The 16,786-nt window shown below is 70.6% G+C and carries 13 protein-coding genes; 8 read left to right on the top strand and 5 right to left on the bottom strand.

Annotated features, from left to right (window positions below; all coding sequences use genetic code 11):
* The first annotated feature begins 42 nt into the window (after window positions 1-42).
* On the top strand, window positions 43-783 hold the full coding sequence (locus tag AB0I18_RS20770; protein ID WP_363107001.1) for an HAD-IA family hydrolase: 741 nt from the start codon (window positions 43-45) through the stop codon (window positions 781-783).
* A 289-nt stretch (window positions 784-1,072) separates the two neighbouring features.
* Entirely contained in the window at window positions 1,073-2,518 is a 1,446-nt protein-coding gene (locus AB0I18_RS20765) for a SpoIIE family protein phosphatase (protein WP_363107041.1), read from the top strand.
* A 29-nt stretch (window positions 2,519-2,547) separates the two neighbouring features.
* Here AB0I18_RS20765 and AB0I18_RS20760 read toward each other — a convergent pair whose 3' ends face one another.
* The gene (locus tag AB0I18_RS20760) at window positions 2,548-4,047 is read right to left on the bottom strand and encodes a hypothetical protein (RefSeq protein WP_363107000.1); all 1,500 of its coding nucleotides are present in this window, start codon (window positions 4,045-4,047) and stop codon (window positions 2,548-2,550) included.
* A gap of 233 nt (window positions 4,048-4,280) precedes the next feature.
* On the opposite strand from AB0I18_RS20760, the gene AB0I18_RS20755 reads away from it, so the two are divergent.
* Window positions 4,281-5,420 (top strand): aminoglycoside phosphotransferase family protein, encoded by a 1,140-nt coding sequence (locus AB0I18_RS20755; protein ID WP_363106999.1) that lies wholly within the window; start codon window positions 4,281-4,283, stop codon window positions 5,418-5,420.
* Window positions 5,421-5,562: 142 nt separating this feature from the next.
* On the opposite strand, the gene AB0I18_RS20750 is transcribed toward AB0I18_RS20755, so the two are convergent.
* A complete protein-coding gene (locus AB0I18_RS20750) occupies window positions 5,563-5,934 on the bottom strand; it encodes a VOC family protein (protein WP_363106998.1) in 372 nt (123 codons plus the stop codon).
* Between the two features lie 119 nt (window positions 5,935-6,053).
* A complete protein-coding gene (locus AB0I18_RS20745) occupies window positions 6,054-6,908 on the bottom strand; it encodes a (2Fe-2S)-binding protein (protein ID WP_363106997.1) in 855 nt (284 codons plus the stop codon).
* 177 nt (window positions 6,909-7,085) lie between these two features.
* On the opposite strand from AB0I18_RS20745, the gene AB0I18_RS20740 reads away from it, so the two are divergent.
* The 5 genes from AB0I18_RS20740 to AB0I18_RS20720 all read left to right on the top strand — a co-directional run bounded on the left by AB0I18_RS20740 (window position 7,086) and on the right by AB0I18_RS20720 (window position 13,608).
* Complete coding sequence (locus AB0I18_RS20740) at window positions 7,086-7,229, top strand: hypothetical protein (RefSeq protein ID WP_363106996.1); 144 nt, start codon at window positions 7,086-7,088, stop codon at window positions 7,227-7,229.
* 80 nt (window positions 7,230-7,309) lie between these two features.
* Window positions 7,310-8,524 (top strand): ATP-grasp domain-containing protein, encoded by a 1,215-nt coding sequence (locus tag AB0I18_RS20735; protein ID WP_363106995.1) that lies wholly within the window; start codon window positions 7,310-7,312, stop codon window positions 8,522-8,524.
* Between the two features lie 35 nt (window positions 8,525-8,559).
* Window positions 8,560-10,422, top strand: a complete 1,863-nt coding sequence (locus AB0I18_RS20730; protein ID WP_363107040.1) for an IucA/IucC family protein — start codon at window positions 8,560-8,562, stop codon at window positions 10,420-10,422.
* A 76-nt stretch (window positions 10,423-10,498) separates the two neighbouring features.
* The gene (locus AB0I18_RS20725) at window positions 10,499-12,343 is read left to right on the top strand and encodes an IucA/IucC family protein (protein ID WP_363106994.1); all 1,845 of its coding nucleotides are present in this window, start codon (window positions 10,499-10,501) and stop codon (window positions 12,341-12,343) included.
* Complete coding sequence (locus tag AB0I18_RS20720; RefSeq protein ID WP_363106993.1) at window positions 12,340-13,608, top strand: type III PLP-dependent enzyme; 1,269 nt, start codon at window positions 12,340-12,342, stop codon at window positions 13,606-13,608. Before AB0I18_RS20725 ends, AB0I18_RS20720 begins: the two co-directional genes overlap by 4 nt.
* Here AB0I18_RS20720 and AB0I18_RS20715 read toward each other — a convergent pair.
* Window positions 13,605-16,022, bottom strand: coding sequence for a glycoside hydrolase N-terminal domain-containing protein (locus AB0I18_RS20715; RefSeq protein WP_363106992.1), 2,418 nt, complete (start codon window positions 16,020-16,022; stop codon window positions 13,605-13,607). The genes AB0I18_RS20720 and AB0I18_RS20715 overlap by 4 nt on opposite strands.
* Window positions 16,023-16,092: 70 nt before the next feature.
* Window positions 16,093-16,590, bottom strand: a complete 498-nt coding sequence (locus AB0I18_RS20710; RefSeq protein WP_363106991.1) for a hypothetical protein — start codon at window positions 16,588-16,590, stop codon at window positions 16,093-16,095.
* Window positions 16,591-16,786 lie beyond the last annotated feature (196 nt).

The raw sequence follows: 16,786 nt of genomic DNA, 5'->3' as shown, positions 1-16,786 counted from the left end.
AGGGGGATTGCCTGTGCCGCGCCAAGCGGCTAGGAAGATCGAATGACCAGGTCTCCTCTTCCGGCTCTTCCCGTCTGCGGCCCCGAGGGCCCTTTGCGTGCCGCACCCGTGACGCGGGCGCCCTCCCCCGTCCGGGCCGTGCTCTTCGATTTCAGTGGCACGCTGTTCCAGATCGGTACGTACGCGGACCGGATCCGGTCCGCGCTCCAACGCCCCGTCGGCGAGCGCGAGATGGACGGACTCCTGGACGGACTGGAGGCAGGGCTCTGCGACCCGGATGTCGTCGAGGCGCAGCGTGGGCGCGACGTGTCGTCGAAGGCGCATCGACACGCCTTCACCACCTGGTACGCGTCCGTGCCCGAGCTGGCCCCCTACTCCGAAACGCTCTATGCGCAGTTGCGCGAGCCCGAGCACTGGGTGCCGTACGCGGACACCGAGTCCACGCTGGCGCGTCTCGTCCGCGAGGGGCTCGCACTCGGCGTGGTCAGCGATGTGGGCTGGGATCTGCGGGCGACGTTCGCGCATCACGATCTCGACCGCTACTTCTCGGCCTGGGTGCACTCCTATGCGTACGACACGGAGAAGCCCGATCCGGTGCTGTTCGGGCATGCCTGTCGCGATCTGGGGGTCGGCCCGGCCGAGACGTTGATGGTGGGGGACCATCCGGCGAAGGACGGCGGGGCTGCCGGAGCGGGTCTGCGGGCTTACGTGCTGCCCGCCGGGGCCGCTCCGGGCGCGCACCGGGGGTTGGACGCGGTGCTTCGGGTGGCCGGGCTGAACTGACGCCCGAGAGCAAGCCACGAACCCCGTACGCGCACTCGACGAACACGTGCCTGAGTAAACGCCCGGCGACTCCGGATACCCGTCAACTTGCCGATGCGCTCTACGACTTGACCAACCCTCCGCGTACTCAATACATCCGACTCACATCACCCGGAAGGACTTAGGCATATGCCCCCGGCACCACCGCCTCACGTGTTGCCAAATCCCTTACAGGGCGTCGCGGGCTGTGCAACAGTCGTAACGGTCCTTCCTCAGCTTCGGTCGTACCGTGCCTGTATCGGAGTACGTCATGCCGTCCCATCTCCCGGCGGACCACCCGGCCGCCCAGCCGCCCTCGCGCGGCTCGGTCGACGCGCTCATTTCGCAGACGCGTCGGCTGCGGGGCGAGGTGGACGCCGTACGGCGCGACGCACCGGTCGACGGCGGGGATCCGGAAGAACGCTGGCAGCGCGCCCTGTGCGATCTCGCGATGCACCAACTCAACGATCTGGACGAGCATCTGGCCCAGCTGAGGGACGGCCCGCCGCCCGTGCCCGTCCAGTTCCGGGCCACGGCTCCCGCCGTACGGGCCGCGCCGGCCGGACCCCCGCACGGTTCGCTGCTCACCCGGGTCGGCAGCGCCGAGTGGAACCTGCTGACGGACGAGGCGAGTTGGTCCGGCGAGCTGTACCAGATCCTCGGCCGTGACCCCGCCGCTCCCCCGCTCACCCTCGACGAACTGCCCTCAGTGGTCCTCGACGCGGACCGCCCGAGACTGACGGCGATGGTGACGGACTGCCTCATCGACGCCAAGCCGATCGACGGGGAGTTCCGCATAGTCCGGCCGGACGGCGGTGTGCGGACGGTGCACATGATGGGCGAGCCCGTGCTCGACGCCGACGGCAGCACCGCTTCGATGTGGGCGGTACTCAGAGACGTCAGCGAGCTGCGCCGCAGCCAGCGGACCGTCAGCGAGACCCGTGACTCGCTGCAGCACCAACGGCATCTCGCGCAGACCGAGCACCGGCTCGCGGTCGAGTTGCAGGAGGCTGTGCTGCCGCCGTGGCGCGGCTCCCTGCGGCTCCCGCACCAGGGGACGGAGACACTGGACCTGGCCGCCCGCTATCTGCCGTCCTCGACCAGCGCGCTGATCGGCGGCGACTGGTACGACGCTCTCGAACTGCCCAACGGAGAAACGCTGTTGAGCGTCGGAGACCTCACCGGCCACGGCGTCACCGTCACCTCGGGCATGGCGATGCTGCTCGGCGCGCTGCGCGGCATGGCCATGGCGGGCACCGAGCCGGGCCAGCTGATGGCATGGCTGAACCAGTTACTGGACGCCTCGGTCCAGCCCGCGCTGGGCAGCGCGGTCTGCTGCCGCTACCGCCCCGAGAGCCGCACGCTGGTGTGGGCGCAGGCAGGACACCCCGCCCCGCTGCTGTTCCGCAACGGGACGGGGCGCATGCTCGCACCGCCGGAGGGCGTCCTGCTCGGCGCGACCTCGGGTGCCGTCTACGGGCAGGCCGAAGAGCCGCTCGAACCGGGCGACCTGCTCCTCCTGCACACCGACGGACTGGTCCCGGAGCGAGCCGGGAGTGCGGAAGGCACCGCGGCCGTCAACCGCCTCCTCGACCTGGCCCCCCGCTTCGGTGAGGCCCGTGCCGCGCAGGACTGCGTACGGACGGTCGTGGAGGAGTTCGGCGAGACGGAGCGCGAGGACGACGCCTGCGTGCTCGTCGCCAGGGTTGCGACCTGACTGTTTTCAGTGGCACAGGTCCCTTATGCCTATGCCCGTGCGCTGTTACCGCCCCGCGGCTTCAACGAGCCCTTGGGCAGCGCCAGTTTGATCTCCTCACGCAGGTCGTTGATCTTCGGATAACTGGAGTACTGCCCGGTGAGCCGGTACATCTCGCGCAGCCGGTCCCAGGTGCGATGGGAGGAGTTCGATCCCATCGAGGTCAGGGCCAGCCGTGCGTACCGGTCGGCCTGTTCGGGGTCGTCGGCGATGAAGCAGGCGGACGCGAGCGAGAGATGGTCGAAGATCTTCGACCGCTCCCGGCCCTTCTCCCGCAGCTCCAGCGCCTCCTTGGCGTGGCGCTGCGCGACGGCGGCCGCGGTCGGGTCGTGCTCCGCGAGCGTCCGGTAGGCCAGCGCCTGCATTCCGTGCATGTCCGCCTCGTCGAAGAGCTGCATCCAGCTCGGCGGCGGGACGTCACCCTTGTCCGAGACGAAGAGGTCCTCCGCCTCCCCGAGGGTGCGCCGCATGGCCTGCCCCTTGCCCATCGACGCCTGTGCCCAGGCCTCGATGGTGTAGAGCATGGCCTGCGTACGCGGCAGCACCTCGTCGCCGGATCCCGACTTGGCGAGCTTCATGAGGTCCAGCGCGTCGTCCGGCCGGCCCAGGTGCACCATCTGACGGGCGGCGCGGGAGAGCGCCTCCCCGGCGCGGGGCCGGTCCCCGCCTTCTCTGGCGGCGTGGGCGGCGATGATGAAGTACTTCTGAGCCGTGGGCTCCAGGCCGACGTCGTGCGACATCCAGCCGGCGAGGACGGCGAGGTTGGCGGCGACGCCCCACAGGCGCCGCTGCAGATGGTCGGGATGTCGGTAGGAGAGCATGCCTCCCACTTCGTTGAGCTGGCCCACCACGGCCTTGCGTTGCAACCCGCCGCCGCGGGCCGCGTCCCAGGCCCGGAACACCTCGACCGAGCGCTCCAGTTCCTCGATCTCCTGCGCCCCGATGGGGGCGGCCTCGTAGCGGTCGAACCCGGCGGGGTCGGCGTGCAGGGGATCGTCGAAGTCGGGGGCGTCGGCCGCGAGGGCCGGATCGGTGTTCAGCCAGTCGTGCATGGCACTGTTGAGTACGGATCCTGCGGTGAGCGCGGCACCCGCTCCCACCAAGCCGCGTCGGTTGAGCATGAGGTCCATTCCCGTGAATTCGGTGAGGACCGCAGCAGTCCGCTCGGGCGCCCACGGCACTCCGTCGGGATGATCCACACTCCCGCCGCCCTGCCGTTTCCCTGTGCGCCCGTGCCGGACCAGACCGAGGTCCTCGATGGTCACGACACGGCCGAGACGCTCGGTGAACAGTGCTGCCAGTACCCGTGGCACCGGATCGCGCGGGATCTCTCCCATGTCGATCCAACGCCGGACCCTTGAGGTGTCGGTCGCCAGCTGGGGGTGGCCCATGGCCGCCGCCTGCCGGTTGACCATCCTCGCGAGTTCCCCTTTGGACCAGCCGGCCAGGCCGAACAGGTCCGAGAGTCGGGTGTTGGGTTGTCCGTTCACGTCAAGCCCCCAGGTTCTCGGCTGAGTTGACAGTAACCCTCTGTCAGTTGCTGCGGGACTATTCGCCAGGGTTCGCCAGGGCACGCCAGATGGTGTGCCAGTGGGCATCAGGTGTCAGGTAGGAACGCGCCACCCCGACCCGGCCGCCGTAGGGACATTCCCCAGGGTGAACCAGGGCGGCCGGGGCGGGTAGCGCGGAAAACTGCAGGCACACGAAGGGATCTGTTTCGCCCATGTACACAGCATCGTCCTCCGTGTCCGCCCCTCCACGGTCGCTGCTCCCCCGCCAGCCCGGCGGCGGCCCCTACCTCGACCCCGCGCGCCCGTCGGCCCCCGTGCTGGGTGCCGGTCGGACGCGGCGCCTCCCGGGGCTGGGCACGCAACCGCTCAGCGGGAGACTCGACTTGTCCGGCCCTCAGGGCGCGCAGTTGCGCACGGCGATCGCGTCGGTGCACCGGATCTGTCCGGAGTTCGCTCCGGTGCAGGTGTTGCGCCGCAGCGGCCGTTCCGTGCTTCTGGTCGGTACGACAGGGCGCAGCACCGCCGTAGCGAAGTGTTTACTGGACCAGTCCCCTGTGTGGGCCGAGCGGATCCGCCATGAAATAGCGGCGTACCGCTCGTTCGTGCGGCACCGGCCCCCGGTGCGGGTGCCCCGCCTGATCGCGGCGGACCCGGACAACTGCACACTGGTGATCGAGCGGATGCCGGGGCGGGTGGCGGCGTTGCAGCGGCATCCGGCGGAGGCGCCACCGCGCGCGGACATCCGGGCAGCGCTCAGCGCGATCTGTCGGCTCAACGCGTGGCGGCCGCCGGCGGGCACGTTCGACGCTCCGCTGGACTACGCGGCGCGGATCTCCCGGTACCACGAGCTGGGACTGCTCACCGACCGGGACATGGGCGATCTGCAGAAGCTGGTGCACGGCATCGCGCACTCGGCGGGCCGCCAGGGTATGGGCCAGTTCTGCCACGGCGACGCTCTCCTGTCCAACATCCTCCTCTCACCGGCCGGTCCAGTGCTGGTGGACTGGGAGCACGCGGGCTGGTATCTGCCGGGGTACGACCTGGCGACGCTGTGGGCGGTCCTCGGAGACGCACCCGTCGCCCGGCGGCAGATCAGCCAGCTCGCGCAGTCGGCGGGTCCCGCGGCGCGCGATGCCTTCCTGGTGAACCTGATGCTCGTCCTGACCAGGGAGATCCGTACGTATGAAACAGCCGTGCAGCGTTCGATGCACGGCACGACCCCGGCGGCACCGGGACCGGCCCACCCAGGTGCTGCGCCGTCCGGCGAGGAACAGCGGCTGCTGCTGAGGCGGCTGCACGACGACTGCCAGTTGGCCCGACGGGCCGTTCGCGCGGCGGTCGGCACTCGCTGAGGGGGGCGAAGGTCCGCGGTACGCCTGGGACAGTGGCGCACCGCGGACCTTCGTCATGCCCGTACGCCCGCCTGCCCCGTACGGTGAGCCCCTGAGGCTCTGAGTCCGTGTGGCGTTCGCCGGGTGGCCGCGGGGTAGCGCGTCAGGCTCCCTTGGGCGGCTCGAACAGTCCGAAGGCGGAGCCCTGGTCGTCACGGCACAGTGTGAAACGGCCGAACCGGGCGGCTGACTCCTCGCTGTCGCCGTCCTCCTCGGCCAGGCCCTCCACCGTGCCACCCAGGTCGCGCACCTGAGCGGCCGCGGCGTCGAGGTCGTCGACCCGGAAGAAGAGGTAGGGGGAAGTTCCGGCGTCGTCGCCGTGCATGCCGCCCGGCATTCCGTCGGTGGTGATGGCGAAGCCTCCCCCCTCGGACGGGCCGGGTTCGAAGGTCCAGCCGAAGAGGGTTCCGTAGAAGGCGCGGCCCCGCTCGGGGTCCGCCACGCCGATTTCGAAGAAGGCCGGTTCGCCCGTCATCGCGCGACTCCCGTCGTGAGACATGTGCAGTCCGCTTGAGACCACCGTACGCGGGGCGGAACCTGGGCGCCGCCGTACGGTCGTGCGGCGCGGCTCAGCCTGCGCGGCATGCGCGCGGCTCAGTCCTCGATTCGGCGTAGCCGTTCCGCGTCGCAGGTGCGCGGACACGTGCTGCATGCCTCGGCCGGGCGGATCGTGTAATAGAGGCAGCAGCCCGTGCGGGTGCGGGTCGTGTGCTGTCGGCCGTCACTGCCGGTGAGGTCACGGAAGTCGGCACCACCGGGGAACGGCGGGACCGCGGAGGGCAGGAGCGCACCGGCGGCCCGTACGGCGTCGGGCTCCTGACCGAGCACGCGGCCGAGGTACCAGATCCCCGAGACGAGGTCGTCGGCGACCATGCCCCACAGAGCGCGCGGTCCGCGCCGGATGTGCGGGGCGATCGCGGACAGCAGCGGGCCCATGTGGTCGGCGACCGCCACCCTCAACTCCGCGCGCAGAGCCTCCTCGTGGGGGACCGTGAGCACGCCTGGGCGGGTGGCGACCGGGTCGTCGAAGAGACAGGCGAGGTCCGGTCCGGGCGTGATCTCGAATACACCGGAGTCCAGGTCGAGTCGTACGTCCTCGGGCCGGATCCGCGGCACCCTCCCGGTGAGGTGCCAGACGCCGCTCATCAGCAGACCGACCGACCACAGGTAGTCGTGGAGGGCGCGTGAGGCGGCGACGTCCCGGCGTGGAGTGTGGTCGTAGCGATCCTCGATACGGACGGCCTCGGCCTCGACGAAGGCGGCGAGGGCCTCCTGATTCTTCGTCAGTTCCGCACCGCTGACGCCCGTTCGGGTGGTGTCCGATTCCGGTTCGGCGACCCTCACCGTCAACGCGTCGCACACCTCGCCCAGTTGTCGGTACGAGGCGGCGAGCAGGCCGGACACGGACGGGGTGGCGCCGGTCGGCAGGGTCTCCAGGGCCACGGTCATCGGTACTCCTGTGCATGAAGGCGGTGCGAGATGAGAAGGTAAGCCTTACCTTAGTGCAAAGATCGAAGACGGCGGCGCGTGACGGCGCTTCAGAGGCGACGATCAAGGGAGGCACACGTCACAGCGCCTTCCTGGCCGATTGAGACGTAAAGCATGCCTACCCTAAGCTCACGTATCGTGACTGCGATCGAACGGGCCGCACCCGCGGGTGTGCCTCTCCGCACCCTCCGGCACATCCCCCCGCACCTCGGCGCCCAAGCGGCCGAGCAGACGCTCGCCGACGTGGCCGAGGCCACCGGCACGGAGCTCCCGAAACAGTGACTCCCGCCGCAGGGGCAGGCCTCCATCACGGGCAGCCACCCCGTCAACCTCCCACCCGCTAGGGGAAGTTGTCCCATCCCATGCACATGTATCTGCTCGCTCTCAATCCGACCGACTCCGTGACCGAAGGGTTCCTGCCCGCCGCGGCGCGGCTCGGCCTGGAGGTCACGGTCCTCACCGACCAGCCGGACGCCCACCGGCGCACGTATCCGGTTAGCGAGATCCTGGAGTGCGACGTACGCGACTTCCGGGCCGTCGTCACCCGGATCTCCACCCACCGCAGACCCGACGCGGTCTTCACCAACAGCGACCACCTGCAGACCACGGCCGCCCTGGCCGCCGACTACTTCGGCCTGCCGGGCAAGGACTGGTGGGTCGCCCTGCGGACCAAGGACAAGGGCGAGATGCGGCGCCATCTCGCCTCCGCCGGTGCCACCGATGCCGTCGGTGACGGTGCCGGTGCCGTGTGGTCGACGGAGGTCACCGGCCCCGCCGATCTCGCGGACCTGGCCGCCCTTGACGTGCCGTATCCGTGTGTCGTCAAGCCGCGCGAGGGCGTGGCCAGCGAGGACGTCGTGCTGGTCGACGACGCCGGGCAACTGGTGGCGCGCTGCGAGGAGATCATGGACCGTCGCCCCAGTGCCGCCCTGGTCGTCGAGGAGTACCTGCCCGGAGAGCTCTACACCTTGGAGACGCTCGGCGACGGTCGCGTACGCCATGTCCTGGGAGGTTTCCACACCGAAGTGTCGGCGCCGCCGTACTTCGTCGAGGAACGGCTGACGTTCGTCCCGGCCCACCCCGAGCCGGTGGTCGCTCAGATCCTGGCCCAACTCGACACCCTCGGCGTCGGGTTCGGCGCCTGCCACACCGAATTCGTGGTGCACGAGGGCCGGGCACGGATCATCGAGGTCAACTACCGGGCCATCGGCGACCAGTGCGACCTCCTCCTGGCCCGACTGCTGGAGATCCCGCTCTTCGAGCACATCCTCCGTACGCACTTGGGGGAACCCCTGCCTGCGGACCTGGGCGCGCGGCGTGACGGCGCGGCCCGTCTGGAGTACCCGTACGCCGAGCGCGCCGGGACGCTCACCGCGGCCCCCGCCGCCACGGAACTGGCGTTGAACGGTGTGCAGTTGACGTACCGTCCGCTCCGGGACGTCGGTGAGACGCACGAGCTCTATCGCACCAACCGCGACTACCTCGGTGTCCTGCGGGCCATGGGTACCGATCAGGAAGCCGTGGACAAGGCAGTGGGCGAGTTCCTGGCCGGGCAGCGCTGGGAGATCCAGCCGTGACGGCCACGCCCACCACGGACGGTTCCGCCGAGACGATGGACGCCGGCGAGGCCGAACTGGTGACCAGGGTACTCAGCGCGCTGCTGCGCGAGGACGTGGTCGGCCTGCGCACGCGAAGCACGCTTGTGCACCGGCCGGACGGCCTCTGGTTACGACGAGCCGATGGGCCCGGGCAGGCCTTGCTGCTGCCCGTCTCCGAGGACGGGTTCCAGTGCGAGTACGTGGCGCGACTGCCGTTGCTGGTGCGTGAATCCGACGACTCGGCGCAACTCTCGTACGGGACAGGCGAGACGGGTGGGAGGGGTAGGACGGGCGGGACGAGCGAGATCAGCAGCGAGATCAACCCTGCGTCATGCGAGACCTACGAGACATGCGGCGCCGTCCTCGCCGCACTGCGCCCTCTCGCCGAGCCGGCGGACCGGGCCGGATTCGACGCCTTCGACGAAGAGTGCCGTCAGACGCTGGCCACCATGCGCCTGCACGCCTCGGCCCGCGCGGAAGTGACCGATCGCCTGACGGACCGTCATGGTCCCGACCCGGCCGAGTGGACCGGTTTGAGCGGCGGGTCGGCGTACGACACCCTCGCCGCCCACCTCGACCATCCGGTCTACCCGACCGCACGCGGGCGATCCGGGCTAGTGGCGGAGCAACTACGGGCGTACGCACCGGAGTTCCACCCGCGTTTCAGGCTGCGCTGGCTCGCCGTACCCGTGGAGGCGGTCACGGGGACGTTTCCGGACCGCTGGCCCGCGCCCGCCGTGCTCGGTCTGGCGGAGCTCAACCGCACTCATGTCGCGCTGCCGGTACACCCGTTGACCGTCGGTGCCCCGCTGGAGGGAGCGCTGCGTGCCGCCGGTCTTGCGGGCCGTGCCGTGCTTGCCGACCCGGCCTTCCTCGAAGTCGTACCGACCCTGTCGATGCGTACCGTGGCTCTGTCCGCGGACCCGTCCCTGCACATCAAACTGCCCCTGGCCACCGCCACGTTGGGCCTGCGCAACCGGCGCACCATCAAGCCGGGCACGCTCGTCGACGGCGCGGCGGGACAGCGTCTGATCGAGGCGGTGATCGCCCGCGAGCCCCGCTTCCAGGGAACGGTCCTGCACGCCGACGAGACCGTCCACGCACACGCCGGGCACGAGCTGCTCGCCGTGCTGTTCCGGCGTTGCCCCACCGGTCTCGACGACTCGGTCGTCGTCCCCATGGCCGCGCTGCTCGCCGAAGCCCTCGACGGACAGCTGGTCGTCGACCACCTTGCCGACCGCTTCTACGGCGGCGCCCCGCTCGCTCTGCTGGACGCCTGTCTGAGCCTGCTCTTCGACTGGCAGACCACGCTGTTCGGCTACGGGATCGCGCTGGAGTCGCACCAGCAGAACATCTCTCTGGTCCTCGACCGGGAAGCGGACGGCCGTACACGACTGCGGCTGCTGTTGAAGGACAACGACGGGCCGCGCATCAACCTGCCGCGACTGCGTGAGCGGTTGGGCGAGCGGATGGGCGACCGACCGGACGGCGATGTTCCCGGGCCCCGGGACTTCGACGACGCCCGGATCTTCGGCGACAGCGACCAGCCGGTCGTCGACCTCTTCACCACCGTCACCGTCCATCTGTGCGCCGGGGCCTATGCGTTCGGACTGGCCCGGCACGGCCGCGCGCCGCTTCCGGTGCTGCTACGGCTCGTACGCGACCGGCTCGCCGAGGCGGTCGAACGGCTCGGGACCGGAGCTGGCGAGCCCGGTGCCGTACTGCGTGCGCGGGTCCTGGACGCGCCGAGGCTGCCGGTCAAGGCGATGGTCACCGCGGGAACCCTGCTCACCAAGGAGCGTTCGGGCGCGGCGGACATCAACAAGCACTACACCAGCGGCCCCAACTACCTGCTGCGGGACGGAGATCCGGCATGACCGCCGAAGTCCTGCGGATGCCCCCTCCCGTATGCGTGACCGTCCTCCGCTCTCTTTGCACCCGCTGGAGCCACACATGCCCTCGCTGACCGAGACGCTCGGTAGCGTCCCCGCACCCACCGTCCCCGTACGCGCCGCGGTCGCATCCACCGCCGCCGCGCCGGCCCGGCTTCCCTCCCCCGGCGAGGCCGTGGCGCATACGCTGCTCAACTGCCTGCTGCGCGAGGTGTCGGGCCCGGAACGCCAGACCGCCTTCACCGGCGGCCATCTGCTGCTGCGGTTCCCCCGTCGTGGCGTACTGCTCCGCGTCGCCGTGCGCCGTGCCTCGCTGCTCGGCGCGCACCGCTTCACCGGACCGGTGAGCGAGCGGACCGAGAGCGGCTGGCGCGAGATCGGCTGGCGGCGGCTGGCCGAGTACACACAGGACGAGCTGTCCCTCCGTACCGGGGTGCGCAACGAGGAGTTCCTGGCGCAGATCGACTCCAGCCATCGGGCCGTCGCCGCCTCGCTCCCCGTACAGGCCGGGGCCCGTCACCGTCCGCGGACCGTCGACGACCGCGCCACCGCCTACCTCGTCTCGGAGCAGTCGCTGCTGTTCGGGCACCGGTTCCACCCGACGCCCAAGGCGCGCACGGGGGACGCGGACTCGTGGCTGGCGTACGCGCCCGAGGCCGAGGCGTCCTTCCCGCTGCGGTACCTCGCCGTACGCGAGCACCTGATCGCCGAGGAGGCCGCGGAGCCCGGCGCCCTGGACGCGCTCGACCGGCGAGACCGGCCGAACCAGCCGACCCGGGCGGTGCGGCAGGACCAGCCGGGCGGCGAGCGCGGTGACATCCCCGACGGCTATCGGCTGCTGCCGGCGCATCCGTGGCAGTACGCGATGCTCCGCGAGCACCCGGCGCTGCGCGCGGCCCTCGCCCGCGGGGACGTCCTCGATCTCGGCCGGGGCGGCAGGCCCTTCGCCGCCACCGCATCCGTACGGACGCTGTACGACGGCGAGTCGTTCCTGAAGTTCAGCCTGAACGTCCGCATCACCAACTGCCTGCGCAAGAACGCCAGTTACGAACTGTCCGGTGCCGTCGCCCTCACCCGTGTCCTGGGCCCGGCGCTGGCCGACCTGGCCGAGCGCTTCCCCGGCAGTGCGGTGCTCCGCGAGCCCGCGTACCGCAGCCTGGCCCTCCCGGGGCCCGACGGAACACCGGACCGCGAGCTGCTCGAAGGCTTCGGTGTCATCGTCCGCGAGGGCCTGTCCCGGCGGCAGCTGCCCGGCACCACCGCGCTGCTGGCGGCGGCTGTCGCGGACGAGTACCCGACCGGTCCCGCGCACATCTCCCGCCTCCTCGACAGCGCCGGACCACAGGCCGCGCTCGGCTGGTGGGCGGCCTATCTCAGGCTGCTCGTGCCGCCCGTCCTGGCCGCCTACTTCGACCACGGTCTGGTGCTGGAGCCGCATCTGCAGAACGTGCTGATCTGCGTGGACGGCGACGACATGCCCGCTCAGGTCCTCTTCCGTGATCTGGAGGGCACCAAGCTCGTGCCCGAGCACCACGCCGAGAGCCTCGCCGCGCTGCCGCCCGAGGTCGCGGGACCGATGACGTACGACGCGCAGCGCGGCTGGGACCGGGTCGTCTACTGCCTGCTGGTCAACCACGTCGCCGAGTTGCTCGCCGCCCTCGCCGACCTGCACCCGCACACCGAGGCCGCGCTCTGGGCGGAGGTCCGCGCCACCCTCCAGGCGTACGCGGACCGGCACGGCTGCCCGCCACCGCTGGCCGCGCTACTCGCCGGTGTCCCCCTGCCCGCCAAGGCGAACCTCCTCACCCGTTGGGAGCGCAAGGCCGACCGCGAGGCCGGATACATCCGGCTGTCCTCACCGCTCGGCGAGGACATCCTGCGCCACACCACCCGGAGTGCCCGATGACCGCCCCCACCGCTGCCGTACGGGACCGCGCCCGGTCCCTGCCGGCCGCCGAACTCCCCGCCTACATCTACGACTTGGCGGCGTTGCGTGAACACGCCGCGTCCGTACGGGCCGCCCTGCCCGAGCGCGTCGAGGTCTACTACGCGGCCAAGGCCAACCCGGAGCCGGAGATCCTCGCCGCACTCGGCCCGTACGTCGACGGCTACGAGGTCGCGTCCGGCGGCGAACTCGCCCATGTCGCCAAGGCCGTGCCGGGCCGTCCGCTGGCCTTCGGCGGCCCGGGCAAGACACCCGCCGAGATCACCGCCGCGCTGGAGCGGGGCGTGGAGCGCTTCCACGTGGAGAGCGAGCACGAGCTGCACATGCTGGCCGAGCTGGCCCGGCAGGTCGCACCCGGCACCCGGCCGGCCGTCCTGCCGCGCTTCAACCTCCCCATGGCGGCGGGCTCATTGGCGACGAGTTCCCTTGCGATGGGCGGTCGTCCCACCCCCTTCGGCCTCGACCCGTCGCAGGCGGACGCGGTCGTGCGCCTGCTCACCGACGGTACGTATCCGCATCTCGAACTCCGCGGTGTTCACGCCCACTTGGCCAGTGGACTGCGGGCCCCCGAACAGCTCGCGGTGGCCGAGTCCGTCGTGCGCTGGGCCGTGGGCCTGGCCGGGCGGCACGGGGTGCGGCTCGCCGAGGTGAACGTCGGCGGCGGCATGACGGTCGACTACGCCGAGCCCGAGAAACGCTTCGACTGGACCGCGTACGGCGAAGGTCTCGCCCGCCTCACCTCCCAGTATCCCGAGCTGACGCTGCGCATCGAGCCCGGGCGGGCCCTGACGGCGTACTGCGGCTGGTACGCGACCGAGGTGCTGGATGTGAAGCAGAGCCACGGGGAGGAGTTCGCCGTCGTAAGGGGTGGCACGCATCATCTGCGTACGCCGGCGACCAAGGGGCACGATCAGCCCTGTTCGGTACTGGCGGTGGACGCCTGGCCGCACCCCTGGCCACGTCCGGTGGCACGGGGCGAACTGGTCACGCTTGCCGGGCAGTTGTGCACCCCGAAGGACGTCCTGGCCCGGCAGGTCCCGGCAACGGGACTGCGGGCGGGGGACCGTGTGGCGTTCGGGCTCGCGGGGGCCTATGCGTGGAACATCTCCCACCACGACTTCCTGATGCACCCGCGGCCCGGGTTCCACTTCCTGGGTGGCGTGGATCGGGCCGCGAGCCAAGGGGTCACCGGGGCCATCGGGGCCACCGGCCGGGAAGACCTCTAGGAGTCCTGTTCCCAGACGTACCGTCGCCCGGCGATCGCCTTGAACGTGGTCCCGCCGTCCGGCAGCAGGTCGCTGCGGACGGTGAGGCGCCGGGTCCGGGAGGCGGTCAGCGCGATGCGGGTCGCGCCGCCGTCGGCCCAGTCGATGTCGACGGTGGCGCCGCCGCGGGCGCGCAGGCCGTGGACCGAGCCGTCCGGCCAGGCGGCCGGCAGGGCGGGGAGCACCTCGATCGCGTCGTACTGGCTCTGCAGCAGCATCTCGATGATGCCGGAGGTCGCGCCGAAGTTGCCGTCGATCTGGAACGGCGGGTGGGTGTCCCAGAGGTTCGGCAGGGTCGAGGCCCTGAGCTGTTCGCCGAGCATCTTGTGGGCGTGGTCGCCGTCGCGGAGCCTCGCCCAGAAGTTGACCTTCCAGGCCTTGGACCAGCCGGTGCCGCCGTCACCGCGTGCTGTGAGCGAGACCTTCGCGGCTTCGGCCCACTCGCTGCCGGGTTCGACCTGGCGTCCGGGGTGCAGGGCGAAGAGGTGCGAGACATGGCGGTGCTCGTCGTCCGGGTCGTCCAAGTCCGCCTTCCATTCCTGGAGTTGCCCCCAGGATCCGATGCGCAGGCCGGGGTCGAGGTCGGTGAGGGTCTGCTCCAGTTCCCGGCGGAAGGCGGGCGAGTCGCCCAGAACGCGGGCCGCTTCAAGGGTGTTGGTCAGCAGGTCGTGCACGATCTGCTGGGACATGGCGGCGCCGGCGGTGAAGTCGCCGTGCTCGGGCGAGTAACTGGGGGTGACGACGAGCGTGCCGTCGCGCGGATCGGTGCGCAGGTTGTCGAGCCAGAATTCAGCGGCCTCCTTCATCACCGGATACGCGGTGGAGCGCAGATAGGCCACGGAGCCACCGAACCGGTAGTGCTCGTACAGCTGTTGGGTGAGCCACGCGGCTGCTTCGGGGAACCAGAAGGCCGTCGCCCAGTCGTGCACGCCGGTGAAGCCGTACGGATTGGTCTCGTTGTGCACCACCCACCCTCGCGAGCCGAACATCTCCTTCGCCGTGCGGCGGCCGGGTGCGCGCAGCGCCTCGACGAAGCGGTCGTACGGGGTTGTCGTCTCGGCGAGGTTGGCGGCCTCGGCGAGCCAGTAGTTCATCTGCAGGTTGATGTTGACGTGGTAGTCGGCCGACCACGGTGGGGTGGTGCTGTTGTTCCAGACGCCCTGGAGGTTGGCGGGCAGCGAGCCGGGGCGCGAGGAGGCGATGAGGAGGTAGCGGCCGTACTGGAAGAAGAGGGCCTCCAGGGCACGGTCCGTGGCGGTGGTCCCGCCTGTGTAGCTCGCGAGCAGCTCGTCCGTGGGGACGTCGGGGACCTGTGCGTGGATGTCGAGCGTCACGCGGTCGAACAGGGCGCGATGGTCCCGGACGTGACGGGCGATCAGTGACTCGTAGCGCTCGCCGGCCTTGTCGATGGTGCGGGTGACGGCGGCGTGCGGGTCCTCGCCGCGGTAGTCGGGGTACGTGTCGGCGTAGTCCGTGCCGGCGGCCAGGACGAACCAGGCGCTGTCGGCGCCGGTCACGGTGATCGTGCCGTCGGGGTTCGAGGTGACGGTGCCGCCCTTGCTCCGGACCCGGACCTGCGCCTCGAAGCGCAGCCCGTTGTCCGCCAGCGTGCCGCGTACCGTGAGCCTCCCGTCGGCCGCGGTGGCGGTGAAGTCGTCACGGGGCGAGGTGTGGCGGAGGGTGAAGGTGACGCTGCCGGGGCGGTCCGCGCTCAACCGTCCCGCGATCACCCCGTCGGGGTACGAGGCGAAGAAGTCCCTTTGGTGGCGCACCTGTTGGTGGGTGTAGACGACCGTCGCGATGGCGTTGGCGATGTCGAGTTCACGGCGGTACGTGTCCGGGGGCGTCGCCGGTGCGTCCGGAATGTCGAGGTGGAGGTCGCCGAACGTCTGGTGGGCGCCGTATCCGACGCGCGGCTGGCCCAGTTTCGCGGCGACGGATTCGGGGTCGAGGCGGGTTTCGGCGTCGAGCTCGTCCTGTACGGCGGTGACCGCCCCCGGTCGGGCCTCGCGCCAGTTGCCGAAGTCGTAGCCCTGGACGGATCCGGGGCCGCCGGTCCACAGGGTCTTCTCGTTGAACTGGAGCCGCTCGGAGGCGAGCGTGCCGAACACCATGGCGCCGAGTGCGCCGTTGCCGATGGGGAGGGCTTCACGCTCCCAGTCGGCGGCCGGGGTGGCGTACCAGAGCGTTGAAGGGGCCCTCGACGGGTCCTGCAGGTCTTGCAGGTCCTGCGATACATCGGAGGAATCGGCCGCCGCGCTGCCAGAGAAGGCGAGGGCTCCCCCGCCCGACGAGAGGGCGACCGCTCCGCCAACTGCCGTTCTCAGTGTGGTTCTTCGGGATATCTCAGGTGACTCGTGCGGCTCATGCGACATGACCCCTGACGCTAAGGGTCCGATCACCCGAGCGGCAAGGGTCATGACACAGTGTGCGGAAAACGGGGATTCAGCCCTGCTGGAAGAGCTCCGCGGGCAGGGGCTTCAGGAGCGCGTACAGATCGTCGGTGATGGGTCGGTCCCAGGCGGCGATCGTCACCAGGACGTTGTCACTGCGGTCGAACTGCACGCAGGAGATACGCGACTCGGAGAGCTTGAGGCGGCGCACGATGAGGAGGTTGTCGCCCTGCATCACCGGCATGTCCTCGGAACCGACGACCGTGACCTCCTCCTCGTTCTCCAGCGCCATCAGCAGATGGGCCACCTCGAACGGAACCTCTCCCTCGGCGACCTCCCGGGCCGGCGACCCCTCCGGCAGATTGCCGATGATCATCGCGGGGCCGCGGCCGCCGAAGAGGTCGTAGCGCAGGAACACCCCCTGACAGCTGCCGTCGGGTGCGGGCAGCAGGCCCGCGCCGAGATTGCCAGGCCAGTCGCCCGGGTCCATGGCCAGAACGTCGAATTCGGGCCCGGCGGGTGTGGCGCTGCGGCGGCGGAGGAAGGACATGCCGCAATGGTACGTGCCCCAGCGGGTGCACGGGCCTGGGGTCGACGGCTGTTGGCCTTCGAGCGGCGGCCGCGGGACGTCTCCGTCACCGACGGTTCGCCGACGTTCGTCGCTTCCCGTCGGGCATACGCCACCCGACAGATTGCCAACACCTGTTGGCCCACGGCCGTTGACCTACACCTGTTGACCTACGTTT

Source organism: Streptomyces sp. NPDC050704 (genome assembly GCF_040654355.1).
Lineage (GTDB): Bacteria > Actinomycetota > Actinomycetes > Streptomycetales > Streptomycetaceae > Streptomyces.
This window is presented reverse-complemented; position numbering and strand designations above follow the sequence as displayed.